This is a genomic window from Streptomyces liangshanensis (assembly GCF_011694815.1).
Classification (GTDB): domain Bacteria; phylum Actinomycetota; class Actinomycetes; order Streptomycetales; family Streptomycetaceae; genus Streptomyces; species Streptomyces liangshanensis.
Window position 1 is genome coordinate 471,975 of record NZ_CP050177.1, and the last position, 25,231, is coordinate 497,205.

Here is a 25,231-nt window from a genome sequence, read left to right on the forward strand (position 1 = left end):
CCGGCCGTCCCGTATGCCCGTTCACCGGGCCGGGCGCGTACGTCCGCTCACCGGACCGGGCGCACGCGTCCGCTCAGGCGCCGAAATGGGTGAACGATCCCCAGGCGGTGGGACGGGCCCCCTCGGCCGCGGCGCGTGTCACGGCGTGGCCGAGCGCGGCGGACGGCAGGACCCCGCGGTGGAGTTCCTCGTGGAGGGAGGCCATCAGCTCGATGGTCTGCTCCGAGTCGGGTACGGCCCAGAGCGCGGCGATCACGGAGCTCGCGCCCATCGCCAACAGGGCTGCAGGGAAGCCGAGTTGTTCGCCGGGGAGCCGGACCCCGATGCCGGCGAGGTGGCAGGCGGACAGCACGACGGTCGTGCCGCGCCGCAGGTCGTGTCCGAGGAGCGAGGACAGGGGCAGGGGCCCGCCCAGGAGGATGGTGGACTCCAGCGGGCGGTGCGCGTCGAGGGATCCGTGACCGGCCAGGTGGATGAGGTTGGCCGACGTCATCCGGCGGGCCAGGTCCACCGGCGCGAGGCCGGGGCGCCGGGTGACACCGCCGGAGGACCGGCCCAGTCCGCGCACGCGCTCGGGTCCCCCGGGGTCGGCGGCGGCCGTGTTCTGCTCCCGGAGGATCGTGGGCGCCACACCGTGGACGGCCGCGACCCTGCGGGCCTCGGGCACGGTGCAGGGGATAGGTCTCCCGCCGGCCCCGTCGTGGTACCAGGGGTCCGCCACGACCAGCGGGTCGACGCGGGAGGGCCGGGGCCATGCCGCCGCGAACATGAGGGCGTTGCCGGAGGGGACGACGGTGAGGTCGAGGAGTCCGCACACCGGGATGCCGTCCACCGGCGCGGTGTACAGCGGCAGCAGGGCGCTCTGCCCCAGCGGTACGAGGGCGACACGGCCTCCCAGGAGGTCCGGCCAGGCGTCGAGTACGGGCTTCCACACCGCGTCGGTGACGGCGGCGTGCGCCGTACGGACCGCCCGGTCACGGGCCTTGACCAGCGGCGGTTCCGACGCGAGGGATCCGCGTAACGTGTCGAGACAGGCCTGGACCTCGCGGAGTCCCAGGCCGGGCAGGGCGATGCTCTCGCACAACCGCCGGCCGCTCTCCGGCCCCTCCAGGCGTATCACCGTGCCGCCCTCGACCCCCGGCGCGAGGTAGAGGACCGAGCGCGCCGTCCTGTCCGCGGCGAGCACGCCGGACACCGTACGGGCGCCGGAGTGGAGTCCGTCCCCGCTCGCCAGCTCCTCGATCGTCCGGTCCAGCTCCTGGACCATCATCAGGTCCGCCTGGGCCCGCAGGGCGACGACGGTGTCGACCGCGTCGGGCAGGTCGGCCATCCGCCCGGCCGCGGCCCGCACACTGCGGCGCAGCCCGCGGAGGCGGCGTACGGCGTCCTCGCCGCCCAGGAATTCGGACAGTTCGCGGGCGATGGTCCGGTCACCCATCTGACGGCCCGTCAGCCCTTCTGCGACCAGGTAGCCGGCCAGTGGCACACCGGCGCGGTGTGCCACGTCCACGGACAGGTCCGCCATCACCTGGATGTCGGGCAGCGCGTCCTCGGGGAAGTCCACGCCGTTCTTGGTGTTCTGCGCGTCGATGACGGCCACCGCGCCGGTGAACAACAGGCTGGACACGGACGCGAAGAACCACTGGCCCAGTTCGGCGTGCACACCGAAGGAGATGCGGGCCGTCCGGAAGACGAGCCGGGCGAACGCGGGGTCGCCCTGGACCATCAGGTCCACGCAGTGCCGCATGAGCCGCCAGACGTCGTCCGCCACGGCGGCGGGGCCGTCGCGCCTGCCCCGTACCCGGATCGCTTCGACGGCCTGTTGGATCCGGTCGAACTCGGCCTCCTGCGGCGACGCGGACCGCCTCATCACTCGGCCGTACGGGACGGGGGGTTCGCAGGCGGGGCGTTCATCGCGGACACGACGGCGCCGGTGAGTGCCGCCGTGTCGAGGACGGGCCGCCCGTCGGGTCCGGGCGTGGAGCGGATCTCGATACGGGTCTCGGCGCCGCCCGCGCCGGTGATCGTGAACACCAGCGTCGGCGGAGGGCCGTCGGCCGGGGCGCGGAAGCCGAACCAGGCGGCGGCCCCCTGGACAAATTCCTTGATCCGGTCCCGGGCCAGGTAGACCCCCACCACGTTGGCCGTGACGGCCAGCCCCTCGTTCCCGACGGACACCACGGCCTGCGCCACCGACGCCCAATGATCGGCCGAGCGCGACCGGACGTCCACCTCGTCGAAGTCGGCCCGGTCGAGCAACTCCCAGAAATCATCCGGTACGTGCACAAACATGTGGTCGCCCATGAGCCGAGCGTAACCCTCCACTCACCACCGGGAGGGGCTTTGCGCGAACCGCTCCGGCACCGGCCCGTCCGGACTCGCCCCCACCGCGAAGGCGACCACACGAGAGCGGAGGACATACCCGCCCGATGCGGCCGAATCGGGCGCGTTGTAGCATCGCCGTACCGCGCCCCGGGTGGAGGAACAGGCCTCGAGCGAGCGGGTCCCGAACGAACAGGACGAGTGACATCGACACGCAAGACACCTCGCTCCGGCGGTTCTGCCGGGAGCTGCCGAAGGCCGAACTCCACGTCCACCTCGAAGGCTGCCTGGAGCCCGGCCTGCTGCTGGACCTCGCCCGGCGCAACGAGGTCGACGTCCCGTGGCGGACCGAGGACGAGCTGCGCGCGGCCTACCGGTTCCGTGACCTCGCGTCCTTCCTGGACCTGTACTTCGCCGGCTGCCGGGTCCTGCGGAAGCGGCAGGACTTCTACGACCTCACCACCGCCCATCTCGACCGGGCGCACCAGGACGGTGTCGCCCACACCGAGCTGTTCTTCGGACCCCAGACCTTCACCGAACAGGGCATCGCACTGGAAACCGTCCTGGACGGCGTCCTGGACGCGATCGCCGACGCGGGCGAGCGCACCGGCATCAGCGCCTCCCTCCTGGTCAGCGCCCACCGCCACCGCGGCGAGGACGAGGCGTTCGCCCTGCTGGACAGCGTCCTGCCCTGGGCCGACCGCGTCGCCGGCTTCGGCATGGGAGGCGCCGAGACCGGCAACCCGCCGGAGAAGTTCGTGAGGTACTACGCCGAACTGCGCCGCCAGGGGTTCCGTACCTGCGTCCACGCAGGCGAGGAGGGCCCGGCCGCCTACGTACGCCAGGCCTTCGAACTCCTGGCGCCCGACCGTATCGACCACGGCATCACGATCCTCGACGACCCCGGCCTGGTCCGCGAGATCGCCGCCGCGGGCACACCGCTCACGGTGTGCCCGGTCTCCAACGTCCGCCTCCGGGCGGTCCCGTCCCTGCGGGAACACCCCCTGCCCAGGATGCTCGACGCGGGCCTCAACGTCTCCCTCCACTCCGACGACCCCGCCTACTTCGAGAGCGGCCTCGCCGACACCTTCGCCACGACCGCCCACGACCTCGGCCTGGACCGGCCGACCCTCACCGCCCTCGCCCGCAACGGCGTCCGCTCCTCCTTCCTGCCACCCACCGCCCGACACGCCCTGCTGACCCGCATCGACACCTTCACCGCCCCGCCCCCCGAACCGGGGGCTGCTGGGGGACGGTGACCGCGTCGAGCGGTACCTCACCCTGGTCGAGAGGGACGGGCGCCGGGGCCGGGGCCGGTTCGCCGGAGAGCACGGACTTCGCGACGGCGACGTCCAGGGCTCCTTCCCACTTGGCGACCACGAAGACCGCGACGCAGTTGCCCAGCAGGTTGGTCACGACCCGCATCGAGTCCATGATCCGGTCGACGCCCAGCAGCAGCGCCACGGCGCCGGCCGGGATGACACCGAGCGTGGACGCGGTGGCGGAGAGCGCGAGGAAGGCCGAACCGGGCACGCCCGCCATCCCCTTGCTGGTGAGCATGAGAACGAGCACGACGGTGATCTGCTGACTCAGGCTCAGGTCCACCCCGGTGGCCTGGGCGATGAAGAGGGTGCCGACGGAGAGGTAGATCGAGGCTCCGTCGAGGTTGAAGGAATACCCGGTGGGCAGGACGAGCCCCACGGCGTCGTCGCGCGCGCCGGCCGCCCGCAGCTTCTCCATCATGCGCGGCATGACGGTCTCGGACGACGCGGTGCCGAGCGCGAGCAGCAGCTCCTCGCGGGTGTGGCGGACGAAGGCCCACAGGCTCAGGCCGGTCAGCAGCCGCAGGGCGACCGCGAGCAGCCCCAGGAAGAGCAGGGCGACGGCGTAGCAGACCGCGATGAGCTTGCCGTAGGTTGTGATGACGTGCAGACCGTACTGGCCGACGAGGTGGGCGGCGGCGCCGAAGACCGCGATCGGGGCGAGCCGCATCACGTACCCCACGACGGCGAAGACGACGTGCTGGACCTGCTCGATCGCGGGGAGGACGGCGGGCGCCTTGGTGTGGCCGATGTGCAGGAGCGCGGCGCCCACCAGGCAGGCGAGCACGAGCACTTGGAGGATCGCGTTGTCGGCGAACGCGCCGACCGCGCTGGTGGGCAGCGCCTCCAGGATGAACTGCGAGGTGGACAGCAGGTGCCCGCCGCCGGTCTTGGCGTCCACGGCGGCCGGGTCGAGCTGGGACGGGTCGGCGTGCATCCCCTTGCCCGGCCCGACGGCGTTGGCCGCGAGCAGGCCGAGGACCAGCGCGAGGGTGCTCGCGACCTCGAACCAGACGAGCGCCTTCACCCCGATCCTGCCGAACGCCCTGAGGTTCCCGGCCTGCGCGATGCCGGTGACGACAACGCAGAACACGAGCGGCGCGATCAGCGTCTTGATGAGACGGGTGAAGCCGTCGCCGAGCGGTTGGAGCGACGTACTGACATCGGGCCAGAGCTTGCCGACGAGAATTCCCAGCACCAGCGCGACGGCGACCTGGGTGAACAGCGAGGTGCGCAGCAGCGCGGCGGCACGACGTACGAGCACGGGCGTTTCCCCTCCGAGTCTTTCCGTGAAACGGAATATGAATTTCACAGTTCCGCTGCGCGCACTCTGCCGAAGAGACGTTGCGGCCGGGAAGCCGCACGTTACGATCATGAAAACTCAGCCGGGCCGACTGCCAGAATGGGTGGCATGACAACGATCTACGGTGAGGCGGCGGCCGGGTTCGAGGCCGTCGGGGAAGCGTTCGCGGCGAACTTCGACAAGAACGGGGACGTCGGCGCCTCCGTATGCGTGTACCAGGACGGCCGCCCGGTGGTGGACCTGTGGGGCGGTGTCGCCGATCCCGGGACCGGGCGGCCATGGGCGCACGACACACTGCAACTGGTGTACTCGGCGACGAAGGGCGTGACCGCGACCGCGGCCCACCTCCTCGTCCAGCGCGGCGCCCTGGACCTGGACGCGCCTGTCGCCCGCTACTGGCCCGAGTTCGCCGCTCACGGCAAGGCCGACATTCCCGTGCGCTGGTTGCTGTCCCATCAGGCCGGCCTCGCCGCCCTGGACCGGCCGGTGCCGCTGGCGGAGGCGTTGGCCTGGCATCCGATGGCGGCCGCCCTGGCGGCGCAGCGTCCGCTGTGGACTCCGGGGACCGCGCACGGCTACCACGGCCGGACCTGGGGCTGGCTGGCGGGCGAGGTGATCCGCCGGGTGTCGGGCCGCACGGTGGGGCGGTTCTTCGCCGAGGAGATCGCCGCGCCGCTGGCCCTGGACTTCTACATCGGGCTTCCGGACGACCGGCGCGAGCGGGTCAGCCGCATGGTCTATCCGCAGCCGGACGTCGATCTCGGCGCCGTACCGCTGGAGGCGCTTCCCGAGGAGATCCGGCCCCTGGTCGCGGCCATGCGTGACCCGGACTCGCTCACCAACAGGGCCTTCGCCGTCACCGATCCGGTCGAGATCGACTTCAACTCCCCCGACGTGCAGGCCGCGGAGATCCCGGCCTCGAACGGCATCGGCACCGCCCAGGCCCTGGCGCGCATGTACGCCGCGCTGATCGGCGAGGTGGACGGCGTGCGCCTCCTCAGCCAGGACACCGTGGCGGCCGCGACCGAGGAACAGGCCGCGGGCATGGACCGGGTGATGATGATGCCGACCCGCTTCAGCGCGGGATACATGCTGCCGACCGAGGCCACCCCCCTGACCTCCCCGCACGCCTTCGGTCACCCCGGCCGGGGCGGTTCCCTCGCCTTCGCCGATCCCGAGCACGGCATCGCCTTCGGGTACGTCATGAACAGCGTCGTCGAGGGCGCGAACGACGTGCGGGCGACGTCGCTGGTGGAGGCGCTGCGGGACTCGCTGGGCTAGGACACCGCGACCTCCCGCGCGGCGGCGAGGTAGGCGAGCACCAGGGCGCGTGTGTCGTCCCAGTGGGCGGCCACGGCCAGTTGGGACGGGGAGATGCCCCGTACCGGCACCGCGATCATGCCGTCCCGGACGACCAGCGGAGCGTTACGGCTCGCCGGCAGCGCCACCCTCTGGCCGCCGACGACCGCCTCGTGGGTCTCCTCGGGGTCGGACGTGGCCCGCGCCGCCAGGGGGTGTCCGTCCGGCAGCGCGACCCACCGCGGCTCGCGGGCAGCAGCCCGCGGCCCGGGCTGGTGGACAGCGGTTTCGGGCGGGCCATCGCGGAGGCCGCGGTCGCCGCCGGTGACACGGTGATCGGCACCGCCCGGCGGACCGGAGCCCTGGCCCGCTACGGCAGGGTGTCCGTGCTGGTGAACAACGCCGGCCGGACGCAGGTGGAGGCGTTCGAGGAGACCACCGACCGGGAGCTGCGCGACCTGTTCGAACTCCACGTGTTCGGCCCGGCGCGGCTGACCCGGGCGCTGCTGCCGCAGATGAGGGAACGGCGCGGTGGGTCGGTCGTGAACATCAGCAGCTTCGGCGGGCAGCTGTCGTTCGCCGGGTTCTCCGCGTACAGCGCGACCAAGGCGGCACTGGAGCAGCTGTCGGAGGGCCTGGCCGACGAGGTGGCGCCGTTCGGCATCAAGGTGCTGATCGTGGTGCCCGGCGCGTTCCGTACCAACCTGTTCGGCAAGGGCGCGGCGTACTTCTCCGTGGAGAACCCGGCGTACACAGAGAAGGTCAGCGCGACCCGGCGGACGGTACGGGGCGGCGACGCGGTCGACTTCCTGACCGCACACCTGGAGTCCGTGCGGGCCGAACTCACCGAGTGGGAGGGGGTCTCCCGGGGGACGGACTTCGACACGGAGTGACGGCCTAACGGACGCCCCGGGGCAGAGAGCGATCCGCGCCCGTCGGCCGCCGACTGATCCGCTGTGGTACGCGGGAGCGGCCCGCACCGGTGGTGCGGGCCGTCCCTGTGCGTCCCGTCTCACCGGGAGGGGCGTCCGCGCAGTGCCGCGACGGCCCAGATGGCGAAGCCCAGCGAGGCCATGGCCGTACCGAGCACGGTGACGCCGGACCAGCCCCTCTCGTCGTAAGCGAGGCCGCTGAGGCCGGAGCCGGTCGCGCCGCCCACGAACACCGTCGTCATGAACACCGTCGTCACACGAGCGCGCGCGTCCGGGCGGAGCGTGTAGATCTCGCGCTGGCTGAGCACGATGTGGCACTGCACCGCGATGTCGAGGAGGACCGCCGCCACGGCGAGGAGTACGAGGTTTCCCGCCCAGATGCCGGCCAGCACCATGGACACGGCGGCCAGCGCGAGGGCGATCCCGCTCGCGGACCGGCCGAGACCGCGGTCGCCGAGGCGCCCGGCGACGGGAGCGCCGATCGCCCCCGCGGCGCCCACGAGCGCGAACAGCCCGATGCCGACCTGACCCAGGTGTTCCCGGTGATCCAACTGCACGGCGACCGAGGTCCAGAAGGCGCTGAACGCACCGAAGACCAGGGCCTGGGTGATCGCGCGCCGCCGCAGGACGGACTCCTCGCGCGCGAGCCGGACGATCGAGGCCAGCAGCGCCGGATAGCTTCCACCGCTGCTCGGACCGCGCCGGGGAAGAATCCTCGCGAGTACGACGGCGAGCGCGGCCAGCAGGCCGGCCGAGATGAGGTAGATCGCGCGCCACCCCCACGCCGCCGCCACCAGGCTGGACACGGTGCGGGCCAGCAGGATGCCGAGGAGCAGACCGGTCATCACGTTGCCGACCACGGCTCCGCGTTCGCCGGCCGACGACGTGTTGGCCACGAAGGCGATGAGAATCTGGGCGACGACCGAGGTCATGCCCAGGACCACCGCGGCCGCGAGGAACGGCCCGAACCCCGGGGACAGGCCCGCGGCCAGCGCGGCGAGCGCCGTGACGAGCAGCATGCGCGGGACGAGCCGGCGATTCTCCACGAGGTCCCCGAGGGGAAGCAGGAGGGCCAGGCCGAGCGCGTACCCGATCTGGCCCAGGGTGATCGCGAGCGCCGTGCGCCCCTCGCTGACCCCGAAGGCGGCCGCGATCGGGGTCACCAGAGGCTGGGCGTAGTAGATGTTCGCCACGGCGATGCCACAGGCCAGTGCGAGGACGAGGATCAGGCCTCGGGGCCGCGCGACCGGCGTAACCGGGGCGTGCGACCGCGGCGGGTCCGGTGCGACGCCGGCCTCCACCGTGGCGCCCACGGGGGATGTGTCCCTGTCAGACATGACTTCCTTCTTCGGTCGTCCCCGTCCGGCACTCCCGCTCACGGAGCGCGGAGAACCAGGCGCGGTGGGTCCCGCTCTCATCGGAGGGTGGTGGCGACGTACTTGGTCTCCAGGTACTCGTCGATGCCGGTCGGGCCACCCTCTCGACCGAGTCCGGACTGCTTGACACCGCCGAACGGCGCCGCCGGGTTCGCCACCACGCCCTGGTTCAGGCCGACCATGCCGGTCTCCAGGCGTTCCGAGACGCGCAGCGCACGGTTCAGGTCGCTGGTGTACAGGTAGGCCACGAGGCCGAACTCGGTGTCGTTCGCCTCCCGTACCGCCTCGTCCTCGGTGTCGAAGACGGTGATGGGCGCGACGGGGCCGAAGATCTCCTCGGCCAGCAGGCGTGTGCCGGGAGGTACGTCGGTGAGCACCGTGGCGGGGTAGAAGTGGCCGGGCCCCGGCTCCGGGGCTCCGCCCGTCAGGACCCGCGCGCCGCGGCGTACGGCTTCGGACACCAGGCCGTCGACCTTCTCCACGGCAACCGCGCTGATCAGGGGTCCCAGCCTGACGTCGTCCCGCGTGCCACGGCCCAGCGGCAGGGCGGCGGCCCGGGCGCTGAGGCGGCTCGCGAACTCGTCCGCGACACCGCGCTGGACGAGGAAGCGGTTGGCCGAGACACATGCCTCGCCCGCGTTGCGCATCTTGGCCAGGAGCGCGCCTTCGACGGCCTCGTCGAGATCGGCGTCGTCGAAGACCACGAAAGGCGCGTTGCCCCCCAGTTCCATCGAGGTGCGCAGCACGTGCTCCGCGCATTGCCTCAGCAGGCGGCGGCCGACGGCCGTGGAGCCGGTGAAGGACAGCTTGCGCGCCCGCCCGTCCAGGATGAGGGGTTCGACGACGGCTCCGGCGGCGGTCGTGGTGATCACGTTCAGGACGCCGGCGGGCACTCCGGCGTCGGCGAGCACCTGCGTGAGCGCCAGGGCGGTCAGCGGTGTCTGGTCGGCGGGTTTGAGGACCACCGTGCAGCCGGCGGCCAACGCGGGGCCGATCTTGCGGGTCGCCATGGCCAGCGGGAAGTTCCACGGTGTGATGAGCAGTACGGGTCCGACGGGCTGGCGCATGACCAGGACGCGGCCTCCGTTGCCGGCCGGCGCGGTCCCGTACCCGCCGTCGACGCGCACGGCCTCCTCGGAGAACCAGCGCAGGAACTCGGCGGCGTAGGCCACTTCGCCGCGCGACTCCGCCAACGGCCGGCCCATCTCCAGGGTCATGAGCAGCGCCAGTTCCTCGGTGCGGTCGACCAGACCCTGGTACGCGCGGCGCAGGATCTCGCCCCGCTCGCGGGGAGCCGTGGCCGCCCAGGCCGGCTGGGCCCGCGCCGCGGCGTCCAGTGCGGCCAGTCCGTCGGAGGGCGACGCGTCGGCAACCCGGGCCAGCTCCTTCCCGGTGGCCGGGTCCTCCACGCCGAAGGTGCGGCCGCCGGCGGCGGTCAGCCAACGCCCGTCGAGGTACAGGTCCTTGGCGACGGCGGCGATGACGCTCTGCTCGGTGACGATGCTCATGGTGTCTCCGTTTCCGTGCTCGACGCCGCCGTCAGCGGTTGGTGTTCAGGCGTTCGGTGTTCAGGCGCTCGGTGTTCAGGTGCTTGGCGAGGAAGTCGGCGGCGGCCGAGGAAGCGGCCTCGAACTGCTTGACGTACGGGTCGAAGTGGCCGCCGGGGATGAGGCGCAGCTCCTTGGGCTCCCGGGCCCTGCCGTACGCCTCGAGCTGGAGGTCGGTGCCGGACAGGGTGTCGTCGTCCCCCACGATCATCAGGAGCGGACGCGGGCTGACCATCTCGATGTACGAACCGGCGTTGTAGGCGCGGCTCCACTCCCCGGAACGTACGGTCACCTCGTTCCGGTACGAGGGGGCGACGGCGGTGTCGTTCAGGAAGAACTCCAGCGCGTCCGGGGCGGTGTAGACGGGGCCCTCCGACGGGTCGCCCGCGACCGGGCGCGTCCGGGCGGGCTCGCCGCTCATCCGGGCCAGGCGCTCGGCGGCGAAGGCGCGTCCCAGGTCGCCGATCTGCGCCATCGGCGTACGCCGCCACCCCGTTTCGACGCCGTTCATCGCCGGGACCTGGGCCACGACCGCTTTCACCCGCAGGTCGGTGGCGCCCACCACGACGGCGTGCGCCCCGCTGTAGCTGGTGCCCCACACCCCGAGGCGGTCCGCGTCCACCTCCGGCAGCGTCGACAGGAACGTCAGCGCGTGCCGGTAGTCCTCGATCTGACGCCAGGGGTCGATCTCCTGACGGGGCGTGCCGTCGCTGGCCCCGAAGTTGCGGTGGTCGTAGAGGAGCACGGAGAGCCCCGACGCGGCGAAGCGCTCGGCGAAACGGTCGAGGTAGACCTCCTTGACCAGGGAGAAGCCGTGGGTCATCACGACCGCGGGCCCGGGGGCGCCCTGGCGGTCGGCGGCCGGGTAGAACCAGCCGCGCAACGTCGTTCCGTCGGCGTCGAACGCGACGTCCCGACGCTCGGTGCCGGCGGTGGGGTCAGTCATGGGGCTCTCCTCGAAGCTGAAGGCGCGGCACCGGTTTCCGGGCCACACACCCAGCCTCGGGCCGCCCGCGCGATAAGGCAAAGACCGTTTCCGTCTAGGACGAATAAGGGAAACTGATAGCTTTGCGGTATGGAACTTCGGACGTTGGGATACTTCGTCGCCGTCGCGGAGGAGGAGTCCTTCAGCCGCGCCGCCGAGCGGTGCCGGGTCGCGCAGCCCGCCGTGAGCCAGCAGATCCGCAGCCTTGAGCGGGAGCTGGGCGAGCAGCTGTTCGAGCGGCGGCCGCGGTCGGTGGTGCTCACCCCGGCCGGCCGCGTCCTCATGCCCTACGCGAGGGACGCGCTGGCCGCCGTCGCTTCGGCCAAGGCGGAGTTCGCCGCCCGTGAGGGCGTGCTGACCGGTGACCTGACCCTCGGGAGTGTCGACGGCGTCGAGATCACTCCCCTGCCCCGCATGCTCGGCACCTTCCGGAGCCGCTATCCCGACGTGACCGTACGTCTCGTGGGCGGCACCAGCTCCGCGCTGCTCGACCAGGTCCGCCACGGCGCGCTCGACGCCGCCGCCATCGCTCATCCGCTCCAGCCGCTGGAGGACTCCCTCGGCCATCGCACGCTCCTGCGCGACGAGATCGTCGCCGTCGTGCGGCGCGACCGCCGGGAGGCCCGCCAGACCTCGATCACGCTGCAGGAACTGGCCGGCACGGCGCTGATCAGTTACGGGCCGGACAACGGCCTGCACCCGGCCATCGACGAGGCCTTCCGGCGCGCGGATCTGAGGTTCGCCCCGGCGTACGCCACGAACGACGTCGCGCTCCTGGTGGCCCTGGCCGTGGAGGGGGTGGGGATCGCGGTCGCGGCGGGGGCCGACCCGGAGGTGCACCTCGACCCGCGGGTGATCGCCGTTCCCGTCACGCCGCGCATCCCGTACCGGAAGGTGCTGGTGTGGCGCCGCGTACCTGCTCCGGCCGCCCCGCTGCGCGCGCTGCTGGCGCTGTCGGAACCGTACCTGGCGGAGTGAACCGCCCGGGCGGGTGACGCGCGGTTCGTTGGAGTAGTCTCTAATGAATAGAGGAGCATACTCTGACGAGAAGGGAAATCTCGCATGAAGACAGGCATGGGGCTGCCCAATTCGGTGCGCAACGTCCGGGCAGAAACGATTCCCCGATGGGCCGCACAGGCCGAGGCGGCGGGGTTCTCCTCGGTGGGAACCACCGGTCGCTTCACCTACCCCGGGGTCATGGACCTCGCCGCGCTCGCGGTGGCCGCCGGCGCGACCAGCACCGTGGGTCTCATCTCCACCGTCCTGGTCGCTCCCGCGTGGCCGGCCGCCCTCCTCGCCAAACACGTCGCGGGCATCAACGAGATGTCCGGCGGCCGCCTCACCCTGGGAATCGGCGTCGGCAGCCGCCCGGACGACTTCATGGTCGAGGGGCTCGGCACGGAAGGACGGGGGGCGCGACTCGAACGTGACATCGCCGTCTACCGGGACATCTGGAGCGGCGAGCCGAGCGACGGGACGGACGGGCCGGCGGTCCCCTCGGGCACCCGGCAGGTCCCGTTGCTCTTCGGCGGATACTCCGCCAAGACCTTCAGCCGCATGGCACGCTTCGGCGACGGCTACATAGGCTCCGTCACCCCTGAGCGCGTCGCCGCGGCCTTTGAGTCCGCCAGGTCCGCCTGGCGGGACGCAGGCCGGGCCGGGGCGCCGCGGCTCGTGGCGGTCACCTATTTCGGCTTCGAGGAGTACGCCGACGAAGCCCGCGCCAACACCCTCGACTACTACCGGTCGGCCGGAGCCGACATCGCGAAGAGGGCGGCGGACTCCATGGCCACCTCCGACCACGCCATCCGCGCGACCCGGGACGCCTACGAGGCGGCGGGAGCGGACGAACTGATCTTCTTCCCGGCCGTCGACAGGATCGATCAGGTCGCGCGCCTCGCGGACCTCGTGCTCTGATCCGGTCCTCCGCTGCCCGAGCGGCCCGGAAGGCTACGCGAGGATGGCCCGCTTGGCCGACGCCGCGAGCCATTCCTCCGCGCGCCCGAACTCCCAGCCGCGTTCCCCGACCAGAGCGAACCACGCGCCCTGACCGAGGTAGAACCAGAGCAGGTCGACAACGTCCCCGGGCCCCAGATCGGACCGGACACCCGTCAGGGACACCAAGCGGTCCGCCACCTTCTCCAGAGCGAGGAGGTAGGCGGACATCCCTTTGTCCAGGACCGCGCCGGCGGAGGGTTCGGCCGGGCCCCGATGCAGCAGACCGTAAAGGACGGTCCAATGCTGCTCATGGGCCATCCGCGTGCCGGCCGCCACGATATCGATGATCTCGGACGGATCTTCGCTTTCGCTCACCGCGAGCAAGGACTGCCGCGCGACGGAACCCTGGATGGCGGGCGCGATGATCGCCCCCAGAATGGCCGACTTGCCGCCCGCACTGCTGTACACGGTCTGTGGGGCGACCCCCGCGGCCCTGGCGATATCACTGACCGTCACATCGTCATAGCCTCGGGAGAGGAAGAGTTCGGTCGCCGCCTGGATGATGGCGGCATGAGTGGCGGCGGCCCCCTCGGCCCTGCGGGGAGATTTGTAGGCTTTCAATCCCTCTACCTTTTCCTGTGGAATGCCGGCTCCACCCACGTGGCCGCCGCACGCGTCCGCAGGTCAGGGACGTCCAAGTGTAGCCACGGGTACGGGACCCGCTGTCGCGACGTTCCCGGGAGTACGTACGGCGCCGAGTGGCGGAATCCGTCACACCCCTTTGCGTCAGCACACAAACCCTGGCGCCGCTGGGCCGCGGACACCAAATTGATGCCAGGCAACGGCCGGGCAACCCTCCGGCCGGCCCCTCCCACAACGCGCGAACTCCGTTGTCGCCGCCCGCGTCTACGTCTGCCTGGGCACGAAGTCGCCCGGTACCTCCGGCGCCCGCTGCGCGTCCGCCTCCGCGTCGGCCTGACCCGGCGGACGCGTCCAAGTCCCGTACCCCATCCGCGCACGGACCCCGAGGAGAACCAGCACCATGAACGTACGCCGCCTCGTCGCCACCGCCGCCGCGACGACCGCCCTGGTCGCCGGCAGTGTGATGCTCGCTCCCGCCTCGCAGGCCACCGTCGCCTCCTGCTACGGCGACGCCAGCAGCTACAGCAAGCCCGCCGGCACCTTCTGGCTGCCCGCCGGCCGCACCTTCACCACGTCCAGCTCCTGCACGGACATCAACATCAGGTCCAACACCAACCGGTACGTGAAGGTGTGCTTCGAGACCAACGGGTCCTTGAACTGCCAGGCCAACTACACCCTCACCACCGCCGGTCAGTGGACGACCGTCGCCACCAACGTGAATGACGGGGTGCAGTTCGCCTTCGAATTCCGGTCGGACGCCCTCTCCAACGGAAGCTGGGCAGCCTGACCCACCCCGCGGAAGCACCGGACACCTGCCCGGCGGCGAAAGCCGCCGCGCAGGTGTTTCCACGTGGTCACCATGTCTCGGGCATCGCTGCCGCCGTCGAGCTTCGTCGCCGGGACGTCGGTGGAGGCCCGCACCCTCATCCCGCTCCTGCCCTCTCGCGGCGGCCACCCCGTCCGCGAAACACGCCGGACCTGACAACCTTTCAAGAGCCGCCGATGGCGTCGTAGCTCTCCTTGACGAGCGAGAAGGAGCGCGGGCGGTCTGCGAGCACAGCGGCTTCAAGGGCGAGGGGGATGAACGGGGGTCAGCGAAGCCTGACGGGCCCGGCGTCGATGGGCAGACGGACCAGGAGGTACGGCTTCTGGCGGAGGTCCTGGCGCCCCGGGCTTCGGCAATGGTGCGGTACGAGCCGTCCGTGTTCCTGCGCCAGATCGAGTTGTGCTCCTGGTCGCCGCCGTAGAGCCGGCCCTTGGTGTCGCTCTCCAGGCCGTCGGCCATGGGCTTGAACCCGAGGCTCTTCACGGTCGAGGCGACCTGGGCGTTGGTGGCGCGCGGATCGGAGAGGGCGTCGACGGACACACTGGCGAGGCGCCGGCTGGAGAGCGGCGAGCAGAAGAGGCGTTCCCCGTCGGGGCTCATGGCGATCCCGTCGGAGCCGAACTCACTGGCGAGGGGCTTGCCGTCGAGGATGGAGACGAAGTCCTTGTCCGGGACCGTCGAGGGGTCCCCGGCCAGGCGGCGCCAGGATCGGCCCGTGGCGAGGTCGACCGTGATGATGCCGAAGGGGCCGCCCGGTCGGTGATGTACACCTTGCCCGCCTTGCCGCGGCGCAGGTCGAAGCGCATGTCGTTGATGTAGCTGTCCGCGGGCACCACGGAGGTCGGGAAGACGATCCTCCGAACGATCTTGTTGGTACGCAGATCGATCGCCACGATCTTGGGGCCGCCGTAGGAGGAACCGGCGAATCCCGGGATTCCGGTGTCGAGGACCCACAGCCGGTCGGCGGGATCGACGATGACGCCCTGGACCGACTGGAAGTGTCCGGGCAGGTCGGCGGGGTCCTGGCGGTCACTTCGGCGTTCGGGTACGGGACGGGCTTGCCGTCCCGCAGCTCCGCGACGGTGAACGGCACGTTGTCGCCCAGGCGGGGGAAGCACACGAACTTCCGGCCGTGGCGTGAGACGGTGACACCGGTCGGCATCGCGCCGAAGAATAGGTCGACGACCTCGTACCCCCGCCCGTGGACCGTTCGGTGCCGGGCCCGCCTGCCGTGGCCCGCCCGGGTGTCGCCGAGGCGGAGCCGGTGAGTTGGGCGGCGGCCAGCGACGCCGCGGCCACCGCGAGGGCGGCCGCACGGAAGAGTCTGCCGTGTCTCATGTCGGGGTCTCCTGCTGAGGTCGATCGCCGTGATGCGCGGCGCATAGCCGCCGAGGGCGCACGGGGCACTGCCCCACATCCGGTGACCTCGGTTGATCCGATCGGCGCAGTCCGTGTTCAGCAGGCGGGAAGTGCTTCGCAGCGGCGACTCGTCACGCCTTCGCGGCGGCGCCGCTTTCGACATTCCCCTTCATGAGCCACCTCGGGCCTTCGGCATAAGTGCTCACTTCGGCGAAGAAAGCACCGAAGTACGGGCCCTCGGCGTGCTTGTTGAAAGCAGCGAGGTCCGCGTACGCCTCGTTCAGATAGAGAAGATTCTGGTTCTCCTCATCGGTGAGGACCTCGAACCGGAGGGAGCCCGCCTCGTTGGCGAGAGAGTGACGACCGGTTGTCTGTGCCGCATGGATGAAGTCCGTGCGGTGTTCGGGCTGGACGTTGAAGGAAACGAGGAACTGATACATGGCAAAGCCCTTCCCTCGATCGCACAAAGTTCAGTTCACTGACAGAACCAATCAATCCAAAAATAACATGGCGCGGTTCAGTCAGCGAACCGGTGCGGGTTACGCTCGTCCTATGACCCTTCCGAGTGCTTACGCGGACCGCGACTGCTCGATCGCCCGGGCCCTGGAGGTGGTCGGGGAACGATGGACGCTGCTCATCGTCCGCGACGCGTTCTACGGGGTACGGAGGTTCGGGGACTTCGCCACACAGCTCAAGATCCCGCGAGCCGTGCTGGCCGGCAGGTTGAAGCTCCTGGTCAGGGAAGGTGTGCTCAGCCGGGAGGAACGAGGGCCGGGCGGGATCGAGTACCTGCTGACGGCCAAGGGCGTCGGATTGTGGCCGGCCGTCCGGGCGCTGATGAACTGGGGGGACGAGTACTACTCCCCGGACGGCGCGCCCCGCGCCCTGCGGCATGCGCGGGACGGGGGCGTCCTCGACCGAGAGGGACGTTGCGCGGAGTGCGGCCTGGCGGTCCCGGTCCGGGACATCCGTATCGAACCGGGCCCCGGATTCGGCGGGACACCGCAGGCCGCCGACCCCGTGTCCCGCGCGATCAACACCCCGCAAAGGCTCCTCGAACCGCTGACCGGACCCGCGTGACGTCCGTAGGCACGGGTGAAAGTTCCGCGTCGTAACAGCAGGCTCGACCGAAGGGAGGTAATGAGATGGCCAAATCCGCGGCCTCGAGCAATGGCATGACGATAGCGATGGTCACAGTGGGCTCGGGTGGCACCATCACGGGATGGACGGATGGTGCCGAAGGGCTTCTTGGTTACCGGGCGACAGAAGTCGTCGGCCGGTCGCTCGGACTCCTTTTCGGTCCGGATTTCGTGACCCGGTGCCTGGAGCATTGGTCGGGGAGGGCTCGGCTGCGGAAAGCGTGGGCGGGCACCGCGGAAGTCAGGCACCGGGACGGGCCCGGGATCCAGGTCTTCTTCCAGGCGTTTCCCCGTGACGGCGACGAACCCGACTGGGTGGTGACGGCCGCCGCGACCCCTTGCGGGGAAGAGGTCCCTGCCCGGCGTCGAACGTCGCTGACGGCGGCACTGCTGGCCCGGGCACCGGTCGCGGTGTCCATCTGCGACGGCGACGGCCGTTACATCTGGGGAAACGAGGAGGCCGAGCGCAGGCGCCGGATCAGGGAGGTCCTCCAGACGGACAAGGAGCTCACGGAGTTCTGGTCCGGCAGCGAGTGCGGGAGTACCGCGGCCCTGGTCAGGCGGGTGTTCGAAACGGGTGAACCGGTGGTCGAGCACGAGCAGAGGTGGTCCCTGCCCGGCTCGGACGAGGAGTTCACGCTGTCCTCGACGTACTTCCGCCTCGACGACGCGCAGGGCTCGCCGCTGGGCGTGTGCCGCATGACCACGGACGTCAGCGGGGCCGACAGCCGGACACACCTCCTCGTGCTGAACGAGGCCGGGAAGAGCATCGGCACGACCCTCGATGTCATCCAGACCGCGCAGGAGCTTGCCGACTTCGCCGTCCCGCGGCTCGCCGACTACGTCACGATCGACCTCGCGGAATCGGTTCCGCTCGGAGGCGAGCCCCTCCAGCGCCTTCCCGCCTCGATGGAGCGGGTGCCGGTGTTCCGCCGTGCGGGAGCGGCCTCGATCCATCCGGAGATGCCGGAGTCGCTGTGGGACATAGGCGATGTGGTGTACGCCCTTCCCTCGTCGCCCTTCACACGTGCTGTCCACTCGGGACAGACACACTACGAACCGGTCATCGACACCTCTCCGGGCACCTGGCTCGACCGGGACCCGGAGCGTTTGAACACCATCCGTAAGACCGGGATGCACTCCCTGATCATCGTCCCGCTCCGGGCCCGCGGCACGCTCCTGGGCGAGGCGGTGTTCGTCCGCACCGACAACCCCCGGCCCTTCAGCCGGAACGAACTGCTCCTGTGCGAGGAAATCGCCGCCCGGGCCTCGCTGAGTCTGGACAACGCCCGCCGGTTCACCCGGGAACGGGCCGCCGCCCTGACCCTCCAGCAGAACCTGCTCCCGCAGAACGTGAGGGGTGGCAAGGCGCTGGAGGTCGCCTCGCGGTACCTGCCCGCCGATACCCACGAGGGGGTCGGAGGCGACTGGTTCGACGTCATCGCGCTTCCCGGCAACCGCACCGCACTGGTCGTCGGCGACGTCGTCGGCCACGGCATCAACGCCGCCGCCCGCATGGGGCAGTTCCGGACCATCGTCCGCACCCTCGCCGAACTCGACCTCCCGCCCGACGAACTCCTCACCAAACTCGACCACCTGGTCGCCCGGCTCGCCGAACAGGACAACCCGGAGAACGCCGGGCACCCTTTTCCCTCGCAGGCTCTGGGCGGCACCTGCGTCTACGCCGTCTACGACCCGGCCTCCCGGATCTGCACCCTGGCACGAGCCGGACACCCACCGCCCGCGGTCCTGCACCCCGACGGCACGGTCACCTTTCCCGATCTTCCCGCCGGAACACCGATCGGTGTCGGCCTGGGCTCGTACGAGTCCGTGGAGATGGAGCTGTCCGAGGACAGCATCCTCGCCCTGTACACGGACGGACTCATCGAGTCCCGCGAGAGCGACCTGGACGAAGGACTGAGCCGGCTCGCCTCGGCCTTGCAGAACAGCGGGATCCCGCTGGAGGACCTCTGCGAACACGTGACCAAGACGATGTCGTCCAAACCCCGGCAGAGTCCTGATGCCGCTTACCGGGACGTCAGGACACCGCCGCCCCTGGACGACGACATCGCCCTTCTCCTGGCGCGCCCACGCGGCCCGTCCGTCGAGGGGAGCCGACCCCACCCGTCGCGGGCGAACTCAGCCACCGCTGAGCCGACTTACCCGTAGTCACGGACAGCGTCCCCGGCGCACGCGAGGCTGCTCCAGGCGCTCGTTCGACGAGGCTGCGGTCCGTTGACGACATGGTTCGGGCGCCGTCCCTGTCCATTGGGCGCGTCCAGGAACTGGGCTGCCGGAGCGGCCGGATACGGATGCTGGGGCGCCGGCCGGTACTCCACGCCCACCTAAGCCCCCGGGAGTGCGATCCTGTCGTCAGGTCCGCGGGGTGACCCTGTTGTTCGCGACCTGGAGTCGGACGCGTGCCGCGTTGAGCAGCGGGGCCGGGACGTTGTGGTTCTCGGCTCGGAGAGCGAGGTCGTCCAGGATGTCGATCTCCGCCGGCCGCCCGGCCACCAGATCGCGGTAGAGGGATGGTGCGAAACGTGAGGACGGATCACTCAAGGCGGAGCCCAGGGCTTGGAGTGCCCGCTCAGGCAGAACCACGTCCTCGGTGGCCGTGATTCCGCGCACTTCGCCGAGAACCGCCCGCGCAAGTTCCGGGCCTGTGGGCGTTGCGGCGATCTCGTCGATCCGGCCGTCGCCGATGATCGTCACAACCGCGGTGCCGACGATGAAGACCCATTTCAACCACATGGCCGTCACGATGTCCGCTCGCACCTCGACGTCGAGGCCGGGAACGCGCAGTTCGTCGGCGAAGCGGTCAACTCCGTCGCCGTACCGCAGAGGGCCGATCTCCAGCCCGGCCCCCGGCGCCAGGACCTGCACCGTGCCATCAGGGTGCTGGGTGGCAGCGAGCCGGATCGCGCCGCCGAGAACCCTGCGGCTGCCGAACGTCCGCTCCAGCACGTCGAGGTGCGCCATCCCGTTGAGCAGCGGCAGGAGACGGGTCTCGGCACCGACCGCGCCGTTGTCGACCAGGGTTCGTACGACCGAGGGAAGCGCTGAGGCCCGGGGGGCGAGGATGACCAGGTCGTAGGGTTCTTCCGTGCTGCCCTCCAGTACGGCGACGCTTTCCTGGTGGAGCGTTCCGTCGGCGGTGCGTACCTTCAGGCCTTCGTTCCGCAGGCGCTGCGCCGACGCCGGACGGGCGAGGAAGGTCACGTCACGGCGGGCACCCTGGAGCAGGTGCCCTACATAACCGCCGACCGCTCCGGATCCCGCGATGAGAATGTCCATGACTGCCTCCTTGGACGCGCTGTCCAGGCGGCCGCAGCCGCGGGAAGCACGAGGGTCGTACGTCAGTTGTGGTGCCGCTGGGTGGTGAGGTCGGCCAGCGTGGTGAGGTCCTGGACGCTGTACGTGATCGTGGCCTTGAAGCCGGCGTCGACGCTGATCGGCGCGAGCGCGGACGTCTCGTTCCCGGGTGCGTCCGGCAGGCTGAACTCGGCTGTGCCGGCCCAGGCGTTGACGACCTGGAGGTCGTGGAGGTCGGCCCGTACCAACTCGTCCACGGCGGATTCCTGGTGGTGCCCCGCCGCGAGCCGGGGGAAGTAGCGGCGGTTCACGAGGGGCCGCCCCACCAGCGCCGCCGGGAACGAGCGGGTCTGGTGGATCGTCCCCATCTTCTTGGGGAACCCCTGGACCCACCCGCGGGCGAGGGAGGCGTCGTTGTCGACGTAGATGTACGGGCACCAACTCACCGGCGTCCCCTGCCACGTGGCGTCGACGAGGAGCAGGAACTCCCGGTACTGGCTCACGGGATCCAGGTACGTCTGGTCCTCGGAGGAGAACTGCCAGTCCATGAACAACGCCGTGGCCCCGCCCGGACTGTCCGGATCGACGGCCAGCCCGGGCGGCAGCGTGGCCGCCGCGGCGTCCGGGTCGGCCCGGAAGCGGATCCCGAGCGCGTCACCGGCGTAGTGCCAGGGTGGCGCGGACACCAGACCCGACTTCCCCGACGGACTCAGCGGAGGAAAATATCCTTGAAGCATGACGGAAGCCCTTTCACGCGTGCTCGTGCTCGATTGACCGATCGCGCTGTTGCGGGCGGACCGCTCCGGGGGCGAGCGGCCCGATGACGCTCCGGCTCCGGAGTGAACGTCAGGGGCCGCTCATCGAGGACGATGCTCAGCCGATGGGGTTGACCGCGAGCAGGATCTTGCCGACTCCCCGGTTCAGGTGCTCCAGCGCGGCGCCGATCTCGTCCAGCGAGTAGACGCCCGCCACCGGAACGCTCAGCTTCCCTGCCGCGATGAGCGGGGCCGCCTCGCGGATCGCGGGCGCCGTCTTGGTGGCGTAGTCCCACCCGCCGGCGAAGAAGCCGCGTACCGTCAGCTGCTTCCCGGTCAGGTCGAAGTACGGCACCGACAGCGGCGATCCGGACTCGGCCGAGTACGCGATCAGCGCGCCGCCACCGGTCAGCAGGGCCGTCAGGTTCTCCGTGGACCGGCCTCCGAGAGCGTCGATCGCGACCCGCACGGGCGCGTCACCGATGAACTCGCGGGCCACGGCGACCGATTCGGGCCGGTCGGGCAGCACCAGATCGGCACCGGCCGCGGTCAGCTCCGCGTACGTGGCCTCGTTGCGGGCGAAGTTGACCGTCCGCAGCCCGCGCGCGTGCGCCAGGGCGATCATCGAACGCCCCACCCCCGAGTTCGCGGCGTCCTGCACCACGAACGAGCCGGGCGGCACCTCCACGAACTCGTCCAGCGCGAGCACCGCGGTGGGCGGGTTGCTGCCGATCATCGCCAGCTGCTGCGCGTTCGCGTCCGGCAGCGGGAACATGCCCTCCGCCGGGACCACCAGCTGCTCGCGCCACGTACCGCTCATGAGCGGCAGCGCGACCCGGTCGCCGGCGGATACCTCCCCCACGCCGTCGCCGACGGCGGCGACGATGCCCGTGCCCTCGTTGCCGGGGACCCACGGCGGGGGCGGTACCGGCAGGTAACCACCGATCGCGAGCAGATCGTGCCTGTTCAGCGGGGCGTACTCGACATGGACCAGAACCTCGCCGGCCGCGGGCGGACCCGGCGGCTCGAGGTCGACCACACGAAGAACCTCCCGCGCGTCGCCACGGGCCACAGCCTGTACAGCTTTCATGACGTACTCCTGGTGTCTCGTCGGAAGGACGGCCAGGGGGCACCCCCCGGGCAGGACGATCCCCGCCACCTCCTGATGCCGCTCGGGTCGCTCGCTCACCGGGCGGATACGGCTACGCCGGGGCGCCGACCTGCGGGTAGAGGGCTTCGATGCCGAGGGAGAGGCCGTCCTTGATCTGCTGGGTGAAGCCGTCGGCGATGATCTCCAGCCGACCCTTCTCGACGCCCTCCAGAGCGATCCTGGCGATGTCGGCCGGATCGGCGGCCCCCTCGATGCCCTTGCCCGCGATCATGTCGGTGTCCATGCGGCCCATGTGCAGGGCGGACACCTGCGTCCCCTGCCCGGCCAGCTCGACGCGCAGGGCGTTGGTGAAGGACCACTGGGCGGCCTTGGCCGCGCCGTACCCCGCCTCGGTCGGGAGCGACGCCCAGGACAGGACCGACAGGACGTTGAGGATCGCACCGCCCCCGTTGCGGCCCAGGACGGGCGCGAAGGCCCGCGTCACGTCAAGAGTCCCCAGCGCGTTGGTCTCGAACTCCCGCCGGACGTCGTCGAGTTCGCCACCCAGGATGGTGGTGAACCGGTGAATGCCCGCGTTGTTGACCAGCAGCGTGACGTCCCGCGCCTGTTCGGCGGCGGCGACGACGGAGGCGTGGTCGGTGACGTCGAGCCGGATCGGTACGGCGCCCTCGGCGACGGTGCGGGGGTCGCGGGCCGCCGCGTACACCTTGCTCGCACCCGCCTCCAGGAGGGCACGGACGAGCTGAGCGCCGAGGCCGCGATTACCACCGGTCACGAAGGCCACCGAGCCGTTGATGTTCATGATCCTCAACCTCTTCCCAACTGGACGGACGAATCGGCATGAGATCAGAAACCACATGGTTTCTGAACCCTCGTTCCTACCGTAAACCCACCAGTTTCCCCTGTCCACCCGGCAAGGTACCCGCGGGCGTTACCGCCTTGCCCGAGTTCCCGGCGGAAATGGTGGGACTCGTCGGAGAAGGCTGAACACCTCGGACGAGAGCGGCATCCCACCTGCGCGGCCGGCGTATCGGGCGCCGACCGCGTACCGGTGGGTGTGGACGACGCCGGGAATGACCGGTACGAACCCCCCGATCACCGCGACGTCAGAATTCAGGGCGTACGTGGCTGAATCAGGAGGGGCCCGTATTCGTCGAGTGCGCGATCCATGGAGACCATGACATGGGTGCAGGCGGTCTCGACGTCGCGCCAGACGCGCTCGACCGGGTTGCTCGTCGCCATCCCGTAACCGCCGAAGACGGTGAGAGTGCCACGGACCGCATCGCGGAGGTCCGCCGCCGCGAGGGCGACCAGCATCCGGACGCGGCCGCGGAACAGCGCGTCGGCCGGTTGCTGTGCTTCGTGGCTCCGTTCGACGTCGGTCAGGAGGCTGTCCAGGATCCTGTGCGCCCTGTCCACGCGGGAGGAGGCGTCCGCGAGAGCGTTCAGCACCGCGGAGGACGTGGCGCGCTGGTTCCCCTCGCCGGCTCGTCCCCGCAGCCACTCGCGGGATTGCTCGACCGCGAATTCGGCCATCCCCAGGAGTGGTGCGGCCACCCCCACCAGTGCCGCGGGGAGGAACGAAGGCGCGGTGCGGGCGGGGTGAGCGGGGTCGCGGACTCCGGTTATGAGCGATTGCATGGGCAATACGCGGCGTCGGGGGACGAAGACATCGTCGAGGACGAGGGTGTCGCTTCTCGTGGCGCGCAGTCCCGTTGTCGCCCACGTGGGTTCCACCACCCCCGCCTCTACCGGCACCACCGCCAGTACCGGCGAGTCGCCGGCCCGCGAGGCGGCGACCACCGCCCACCGCGACTGGTGCACTCCCGAGGCGGGGAACCACCGGCCCGTGACCGTCACCCCTTGGGGAGACTCGACTGCTGTGCCGGTGAGGGGAAGACAACTACAGACACCGGCGAGCGGATCGGTGCCCCACAGCTCCTGGCGCGCCTCTTCGCCCAGTTGGGAGGCGATGAGGGAACTCCCGGAGAGGATCATGGCAACCCAGGCAGCCGATCCGCATCCGTGGGCGAGATTCCGGTGAACCTCGAACGCGATACGCAGATCGGCTTCCGGCCCACCGTTGACCGCGGGCACACGGAGGGACAGAAGCCCGGCCTTCCTCATCGCCGTGATGACGGTCTCCGACAGTCTCCCGGTGCGGTCGGCCTCGGCGGCGTGCTCGCGCAGCAGGGGTATCAGTTCCCGCGCGGAGCGCACCGGAGCGGGCAGTCGGGACGCATCATGTGCCCCGCTGGATACGACGACATCTGGCATATGAGGCTCCGGTTTCGTTCACAGCGTGTGCATGGGGGGAACCGCCTGTGTGGGACGGCCGCGGGGCCCCACTCAGGTCAGGGGAATCGTGTTCGGGAGATCGTGTTACGACAGCAATCGGTGGACCAGGTCGTCGATCTGGTCGTTCAAGTCGGGCCAGGGGAAGTCCGGTCGCACGGCGCGCAGGGTGACGATGCCGTGCAGTGATGTCCACAGCTGTGTCGCGGCCAGGTCGGCGTCGACCGTGCCGTCCAAGGCAGCGGCGACGTCGTCGCGGACGACCCGGTACACGGACAGCCCCGCCATCTCCGTGTCGTACGACTGGTAGTCCGGGACCTCGGCGGCGGAGAACATCGTCCGGTACTGCCCACCGTGGGCGAGTCCGTAGGCGACATAGGCCCGCGCCCGCGCGAGCACGACGTCGGCCGCCGTGCCCTGGACCGACGCCGCCGCCCGGTCGAGGACCGCCCCGAAATCGGCGAAGAAGCGCTTGCGGACGGTGTGGATCAACTCACCGAGTGAGGAGAAGTGCGGGTAGATCGATGTCGTGGCGACACCGACCGCTCGGGCGACGGCACGCAAGGACAGATCACCCGGGTCGGTGCCTTCCGCAAGGATCCGCTGTGCGGCCTCGAGGATCTCCTCACGCAGCCGCCCGCCTTCCCCGCGCCGGGACCTGCGGCGGCGAACCTGCTCCTGCACCGGATCTCTCCAGACTTACGGGCGTAGCGCTACGGGTGTACACCTAACTTACCCGAGGCTACACCCGTGACGAGCGGTCCG

25 protein-coding genes and 1 pseudogene are annotated in these 25,231 nt (G+C 70.7%); 9 read left to right on the forward strand and 17 right to left on the reverse strand.

From position 1 onward, the window contains the following. Nucleotides 1–73: 73 nt before the first annotated feature. A complete protein-coding gene (locus HA039_RS02095) occupies nt 74–1,870 on the reverse strand; it encodes a CHAT domain-containing protein (protein WP_167022877.1) in 1,797 nt (598 codons plus the stop codon). Continuing rightward, complete coding sequence (locus tag HA039_RS02100; RefSeq protein ID WP_167022880.1) at nt 1,870–2,304, reverse strand: hypothetical protein; 435 nt, start codon at nt 2,302–2,304, stop codon at nt 1,870–1,872. The genes HA039_RS02095 and HA039_RS02100 overlap by 1 nt, the downstream gene beginning before the upstream one ends. 125 nt (nt 2,305–2,429) lie before the next feature. Between HA039_RS02100 and add the strand changes: the two genes are divergently transcribed. Next, the gene (add, locus tag HA039_RS02105) at nt 2,430–3,581 is read left to right on the forward strand and encodes an adenosine deaminase (protein WP_167022883.1); all 1,152 of its coding nucleotides are present in this window, start codon (nt 2,430–2,432) and stop codon (nt 3,579–3,581) included. Here add and HA039_RS02110 read toward each other — a convergent pair. Next, on the reverse strand, nt 3,538–4,908 hold the full coding sequence (locus HA039_RS02110; RefSeq protein WP_243869044.1) for a cation:dicarboxylate symporter family transporter: 1,371 nt from the start codon (nt 4,906–4,908) through the stop codon (nt 3,538–3,540). The two genes, add and HA039_RS02110, sit on opposite strands and share 44 nt — an antisense overlap. 147 nt (nt 4,909–5,055) lie before the next feature. Here HA039_RS02110 and HA039_RS02115 point away from each other — a divergent pair, with 147 nt between their 5' ends. Further along, nucleotides 5,056–6,228, forward strand: coding sequence for a serine hydrolase domain-containing protein (locus HA039_RS02115; RefSeq protein WP_167022889.1), 1,173 nt, complete (start codon nt 5,056–5,058; stop codon nt 6,226–6,228). On the opposite strand, the gene HA039_RS33735 is transcribed toward HA039_RS02115, so the two are convergent. After that, nucleotides 6,225–6,395 carry a hypothetical protein gene (locus HA039_RS33735; protein ID WP_243869046.1) on the reverse strand — a complete coding sequence of 57 codons (171 nt, stop codon included), beginning with the start codon at nt 6,393–6,395 and terminating at the stop codon, nt 6,225–6,227. The genes HA039_RS02115 and HA039_RS33735 overlap by 4 nt on opposite strands. Nucleotides 6,396–6,518: 123 nt before the next feature. Here HA039_RS33735 and HA039_RS02125 point away from each other — a divergent pair, with 123 nt between their 5' ends. Continuing rightward, nucleotides 6,519–7,139: an SDR family NAD(P)-dependent oxidoreductase gene (locus tag HA039_RS02125; protein ID WP_167036012.1), complete on the forward strand. Its 621-nt coding sequence runs from the start codon at nt 6,519–6,521 to the stop codon at nt 7,137–7,139. Nucleotides 7,140–7,258: 119 nt separating this feature from the next. Here the strand turns inward: HA039_RS02125 and HA039_RS02130 are convergent, their stop codons facing one another. The 3 genes from HA039_RS02130 to HA039_RS02140 all read right to left on the reverse strand — a co-directional run bounded on the left by HA039_RS02130 (nt 7,259) and on the right by HA039_RS02140 (nt 11,047). Beyond that, nucleotides 7,259–8,515, reverse strand: coding sequence for an MFS transporter (locus HA039_RS02130; RefSeq protein WP_167022892.1), 1,257 nt, complete (start codon nt 8,513–8,515; stop codon nt 7,259–7,261). A gap of 77 nt (nt 8,516–8,592) precedes the next feature. Next, the gene (locus tag HA039_RS02135) at nt 8,593–10,062 is read right to left on the reverse strand and encodes an NAD-dependent succinate-semialdehyde dehydrogenase (RefSeq protein WP_167022895.1); all 1,470 of its coding nucleotides are present in this window, start codon (nt 10,060–10,062) and stop codon (nt 8,593–8,595) included. Between the two features lie 31 nt (nt 10,063–10,093). Then, nucleotides 10,094–11,047 carry an alpha/beta hydrolase gene (locus HA039_RS02140; protein WP_167022898.1) on the reverse strand — a complete coding sequence of 318 codons (954 nt, stop codon included), beginning with the start codon at nt 11,045–11,047 and terminating at the stop codon, nt 10,094–10,096. Nucleotides 11,048–11,176: 129 nt separating this feature from the next. Here HA039_RS02140 and HA039_RS02145 point away from each other — a divergent pair, with 129 nt between their 5' ends. After that, the gene (locus tag HA039_RS02145; RefSeq protein WP_167022901.1) at nt 11,177–12,064 is read left to right on the forward strand and encodes a LysR family transcriptional regulator; all 888 of its coding nucleotides are present in this window, start codon (nt 11,177–11,179) and stop codon (nt 12,062–12,064) included. An 84-nt stretch (nt 12,065–12,148) separates the two neighbouring features. Beyond that, nucleotides 12,149–13,003: an LLM class flavin-dependent oxidoreductase gene (locus HA039_RS02150; RefSeq protein WP_167022904.1), complete on the forward strand. Its 855-nt coding sequence runs from the start codon at nt 12,149–12,151 to the stop codon at nt 13,001–13,003. 33 nt (nt 13,004–13,036) lie between these two features. Here the strand turns inward: HA039_RS02150 and HA039_RS02155 are convergent, their stop codons facing one another. Next, nucleotides 13,037–13,645 (reverse strand): TetR/AcrR family transcriptional regulator, encoded by a 609-nt coding sequence (locus tag HA039_RS02155; RefSeq protein ID WP_167022907.1) that lies wholly within the window; start codon nt 13,643–13,645, stop codon nt 13,037–13,039. A 421-nt stretch (nt 13,646–14,066) separates the two neighbouring features. Here HA039_RS02155 and HA039_RS02160 point away from each other — a divergent pair, with 421 nt between their 5' ends. Beyond that, nucleotides 14,067–14,453, forward strand: a complete 387-nt coding sequence (locus tag HA039_RS02160) for a hypothetical protein (protein WP_167022910.1) — start codon at nt 14,067–14,069, stop codon at nt 14,451–14,453. 63 nt (nt 14,454–14,516) lie between these two features. After that, the gene (locus HA039_RS34310; protein ID WP_279592812.1) at nt 14,517–14,648 is read left to right on the forward strand and encodes a hypothetical protein; all 132 of its coding nucleotides are present in this window, start codon (nt 14,517–14,519) and stop codon (nt 14,646–14,648) included. Nucleotides 14,649–14,912: 264 nt separating this feature from the next. Here HA039_RS34310 and HA039_RS34315 read toward each other — a convergent pair. From HA039_RS34315 to HA039_RS02170, 3 genes and pseudogenes are all read right to left on the reverse strand, one after another. Further along, a pseudogene (locus HA039_RS34315) lies at nt 14,913–15,188 on the reverse strand (L-dopachrome tautomerase-related protein); the annotation flags it as partial. After that, nucleotides 15,089–15,808, reverse strand: a complete 720-nt coding sequence (locus tag HA039_RS02165) for an L-dopachrome tautomerase-related protein (RefSeq protein WP_341830000.1) — start codon at nt 15,806–15,808, stop codon at nt 15,089–15,091. The pseudogene HA039_RS34315 and the gene HA039_RS02165, both read right to left, overlap by 100 nt. Nucleotides 15,809–15,982: 174 nt before the next feature. After that, nucleotides 15,983–16,291 carry a putative quinol monooxygenase gene (locus HA039_RS02170; protein WP_167022913.1) on the reverse strand — a complete coding sequence of 103 codons (309 nt, stop codon included), beginning with the start codon at nt 16,289–16,291 and terminating at the stop codon, nt 15,983–15,985. A 112-nt stretch (nt 16,292–16,403) separates the two neighbouring features. Between HA039_RS02170 and HA039_RS02175 the strand changes: the two genes are divergently transcribed. After that, nucleotides 16,404–16,931, forward strand: a complete 528-nt coding sequence (locus HA039_RS02175) for a winged helix-turn-helix transcriptional regulator (RefSeq protein ID WP_167022916.1) — start codon at nt 16,404–16,406, stop codon at nt 16,929–16,931. Nucleotides 16,932–17,038: 107 nt separating this feature from the next. After that, the gene (locus HA039_RS02180; protein WP_279592877.1) at nt 17,039–19,159 is read left to right on the forward strand and encodes a SpoIIE family protein phosphatase; all 2,121 of its coding nucleotides are present in this window, start codon (nt 17,039–17,041) and stop codon (nt 19,157–19,159) included. Between the two features lie 204 nt (nt 19,160–19,363). On the opposite strand, the gene HA039_RS02185 is transcribed toward HA039_RS02180, so the two are convergent. From HA039_RS02185 to HA039_RS02210, 6 genes are all read right to left on the reverse strand, one after another. Further along, a complete protein-coding gene (locus tag HA039_RS02185) occupies nt 19,364–20,287 on the reverse strand; it encodes a ketopantoate reductase family protein (RefSeq protein ID WP_167022922.1) in 924 nt (307 codons plus the stop codon). 62 nt (nt 20,288–20,349) lie between these two features. Beyond that, the gene (locus tag HA039_RS02190; RefSeq protein ID WP_167022925.1) at nt 20,350–21,042 is read right to left on the reverse strand and encodes an acetoacetate decarboxylase family protein; all 693 of its coding nucleotides are present in this window, start codon (nt 21,040–21,042) and stop codon (nt 20,350–20,352) included. Between the two features lie 136 nt (nt 21,043–21,178). Next, on the reverse strand, nt 21,179–22,150 hold the full coding sequence (locus HA039_RS02195; RefSeq protein ID WP_167022929.1) for a zinc-dependent alcohol dehydrogenase family protein: 972 nt from the start codon (nt 22,148–22,150) through the stop codon (nt 21,179–21,181). Nucleotides 22,151–22,262: 112 nt separating this feature from the next. Beyond that, entirely contained in the window at nt 22,263–22,973 is a 711-nt protein-coding gene (locus HA039_RS02200) for an SDR family oxidoreductase (protein WP_167022931.1), read from the reverse strand. A 311-nt stretch (nt 22,974–23,284) separates the two neighbouring features. Next, nucleotides 23,285–24,448 carry an acyl-CoA dehydrogenase family protein gene (locus HA039_RS02205; RefSeq protein ID WP_167022933.1) on the reverse strand — a complete coding sequence of 388 codons (1,164 nt, stop codon included), beginning with the start codon at nt 24,446–24,448 and terminating at the stop codon, nt 23,285–23,287. Between the two features lie 105 nt (nt 24,449–24,553). Further along, entirely contained in the window at nt 24,554–25,150 is a 597-nt protein-coding gene (locus HA039_RS02210; protein WP_167022936.1) for a TetR/AcrR family transcriptional regulator, read from the reverse strand. Nucleotides 25,151–25,231 lie beyond the last annotated feature (81 nt).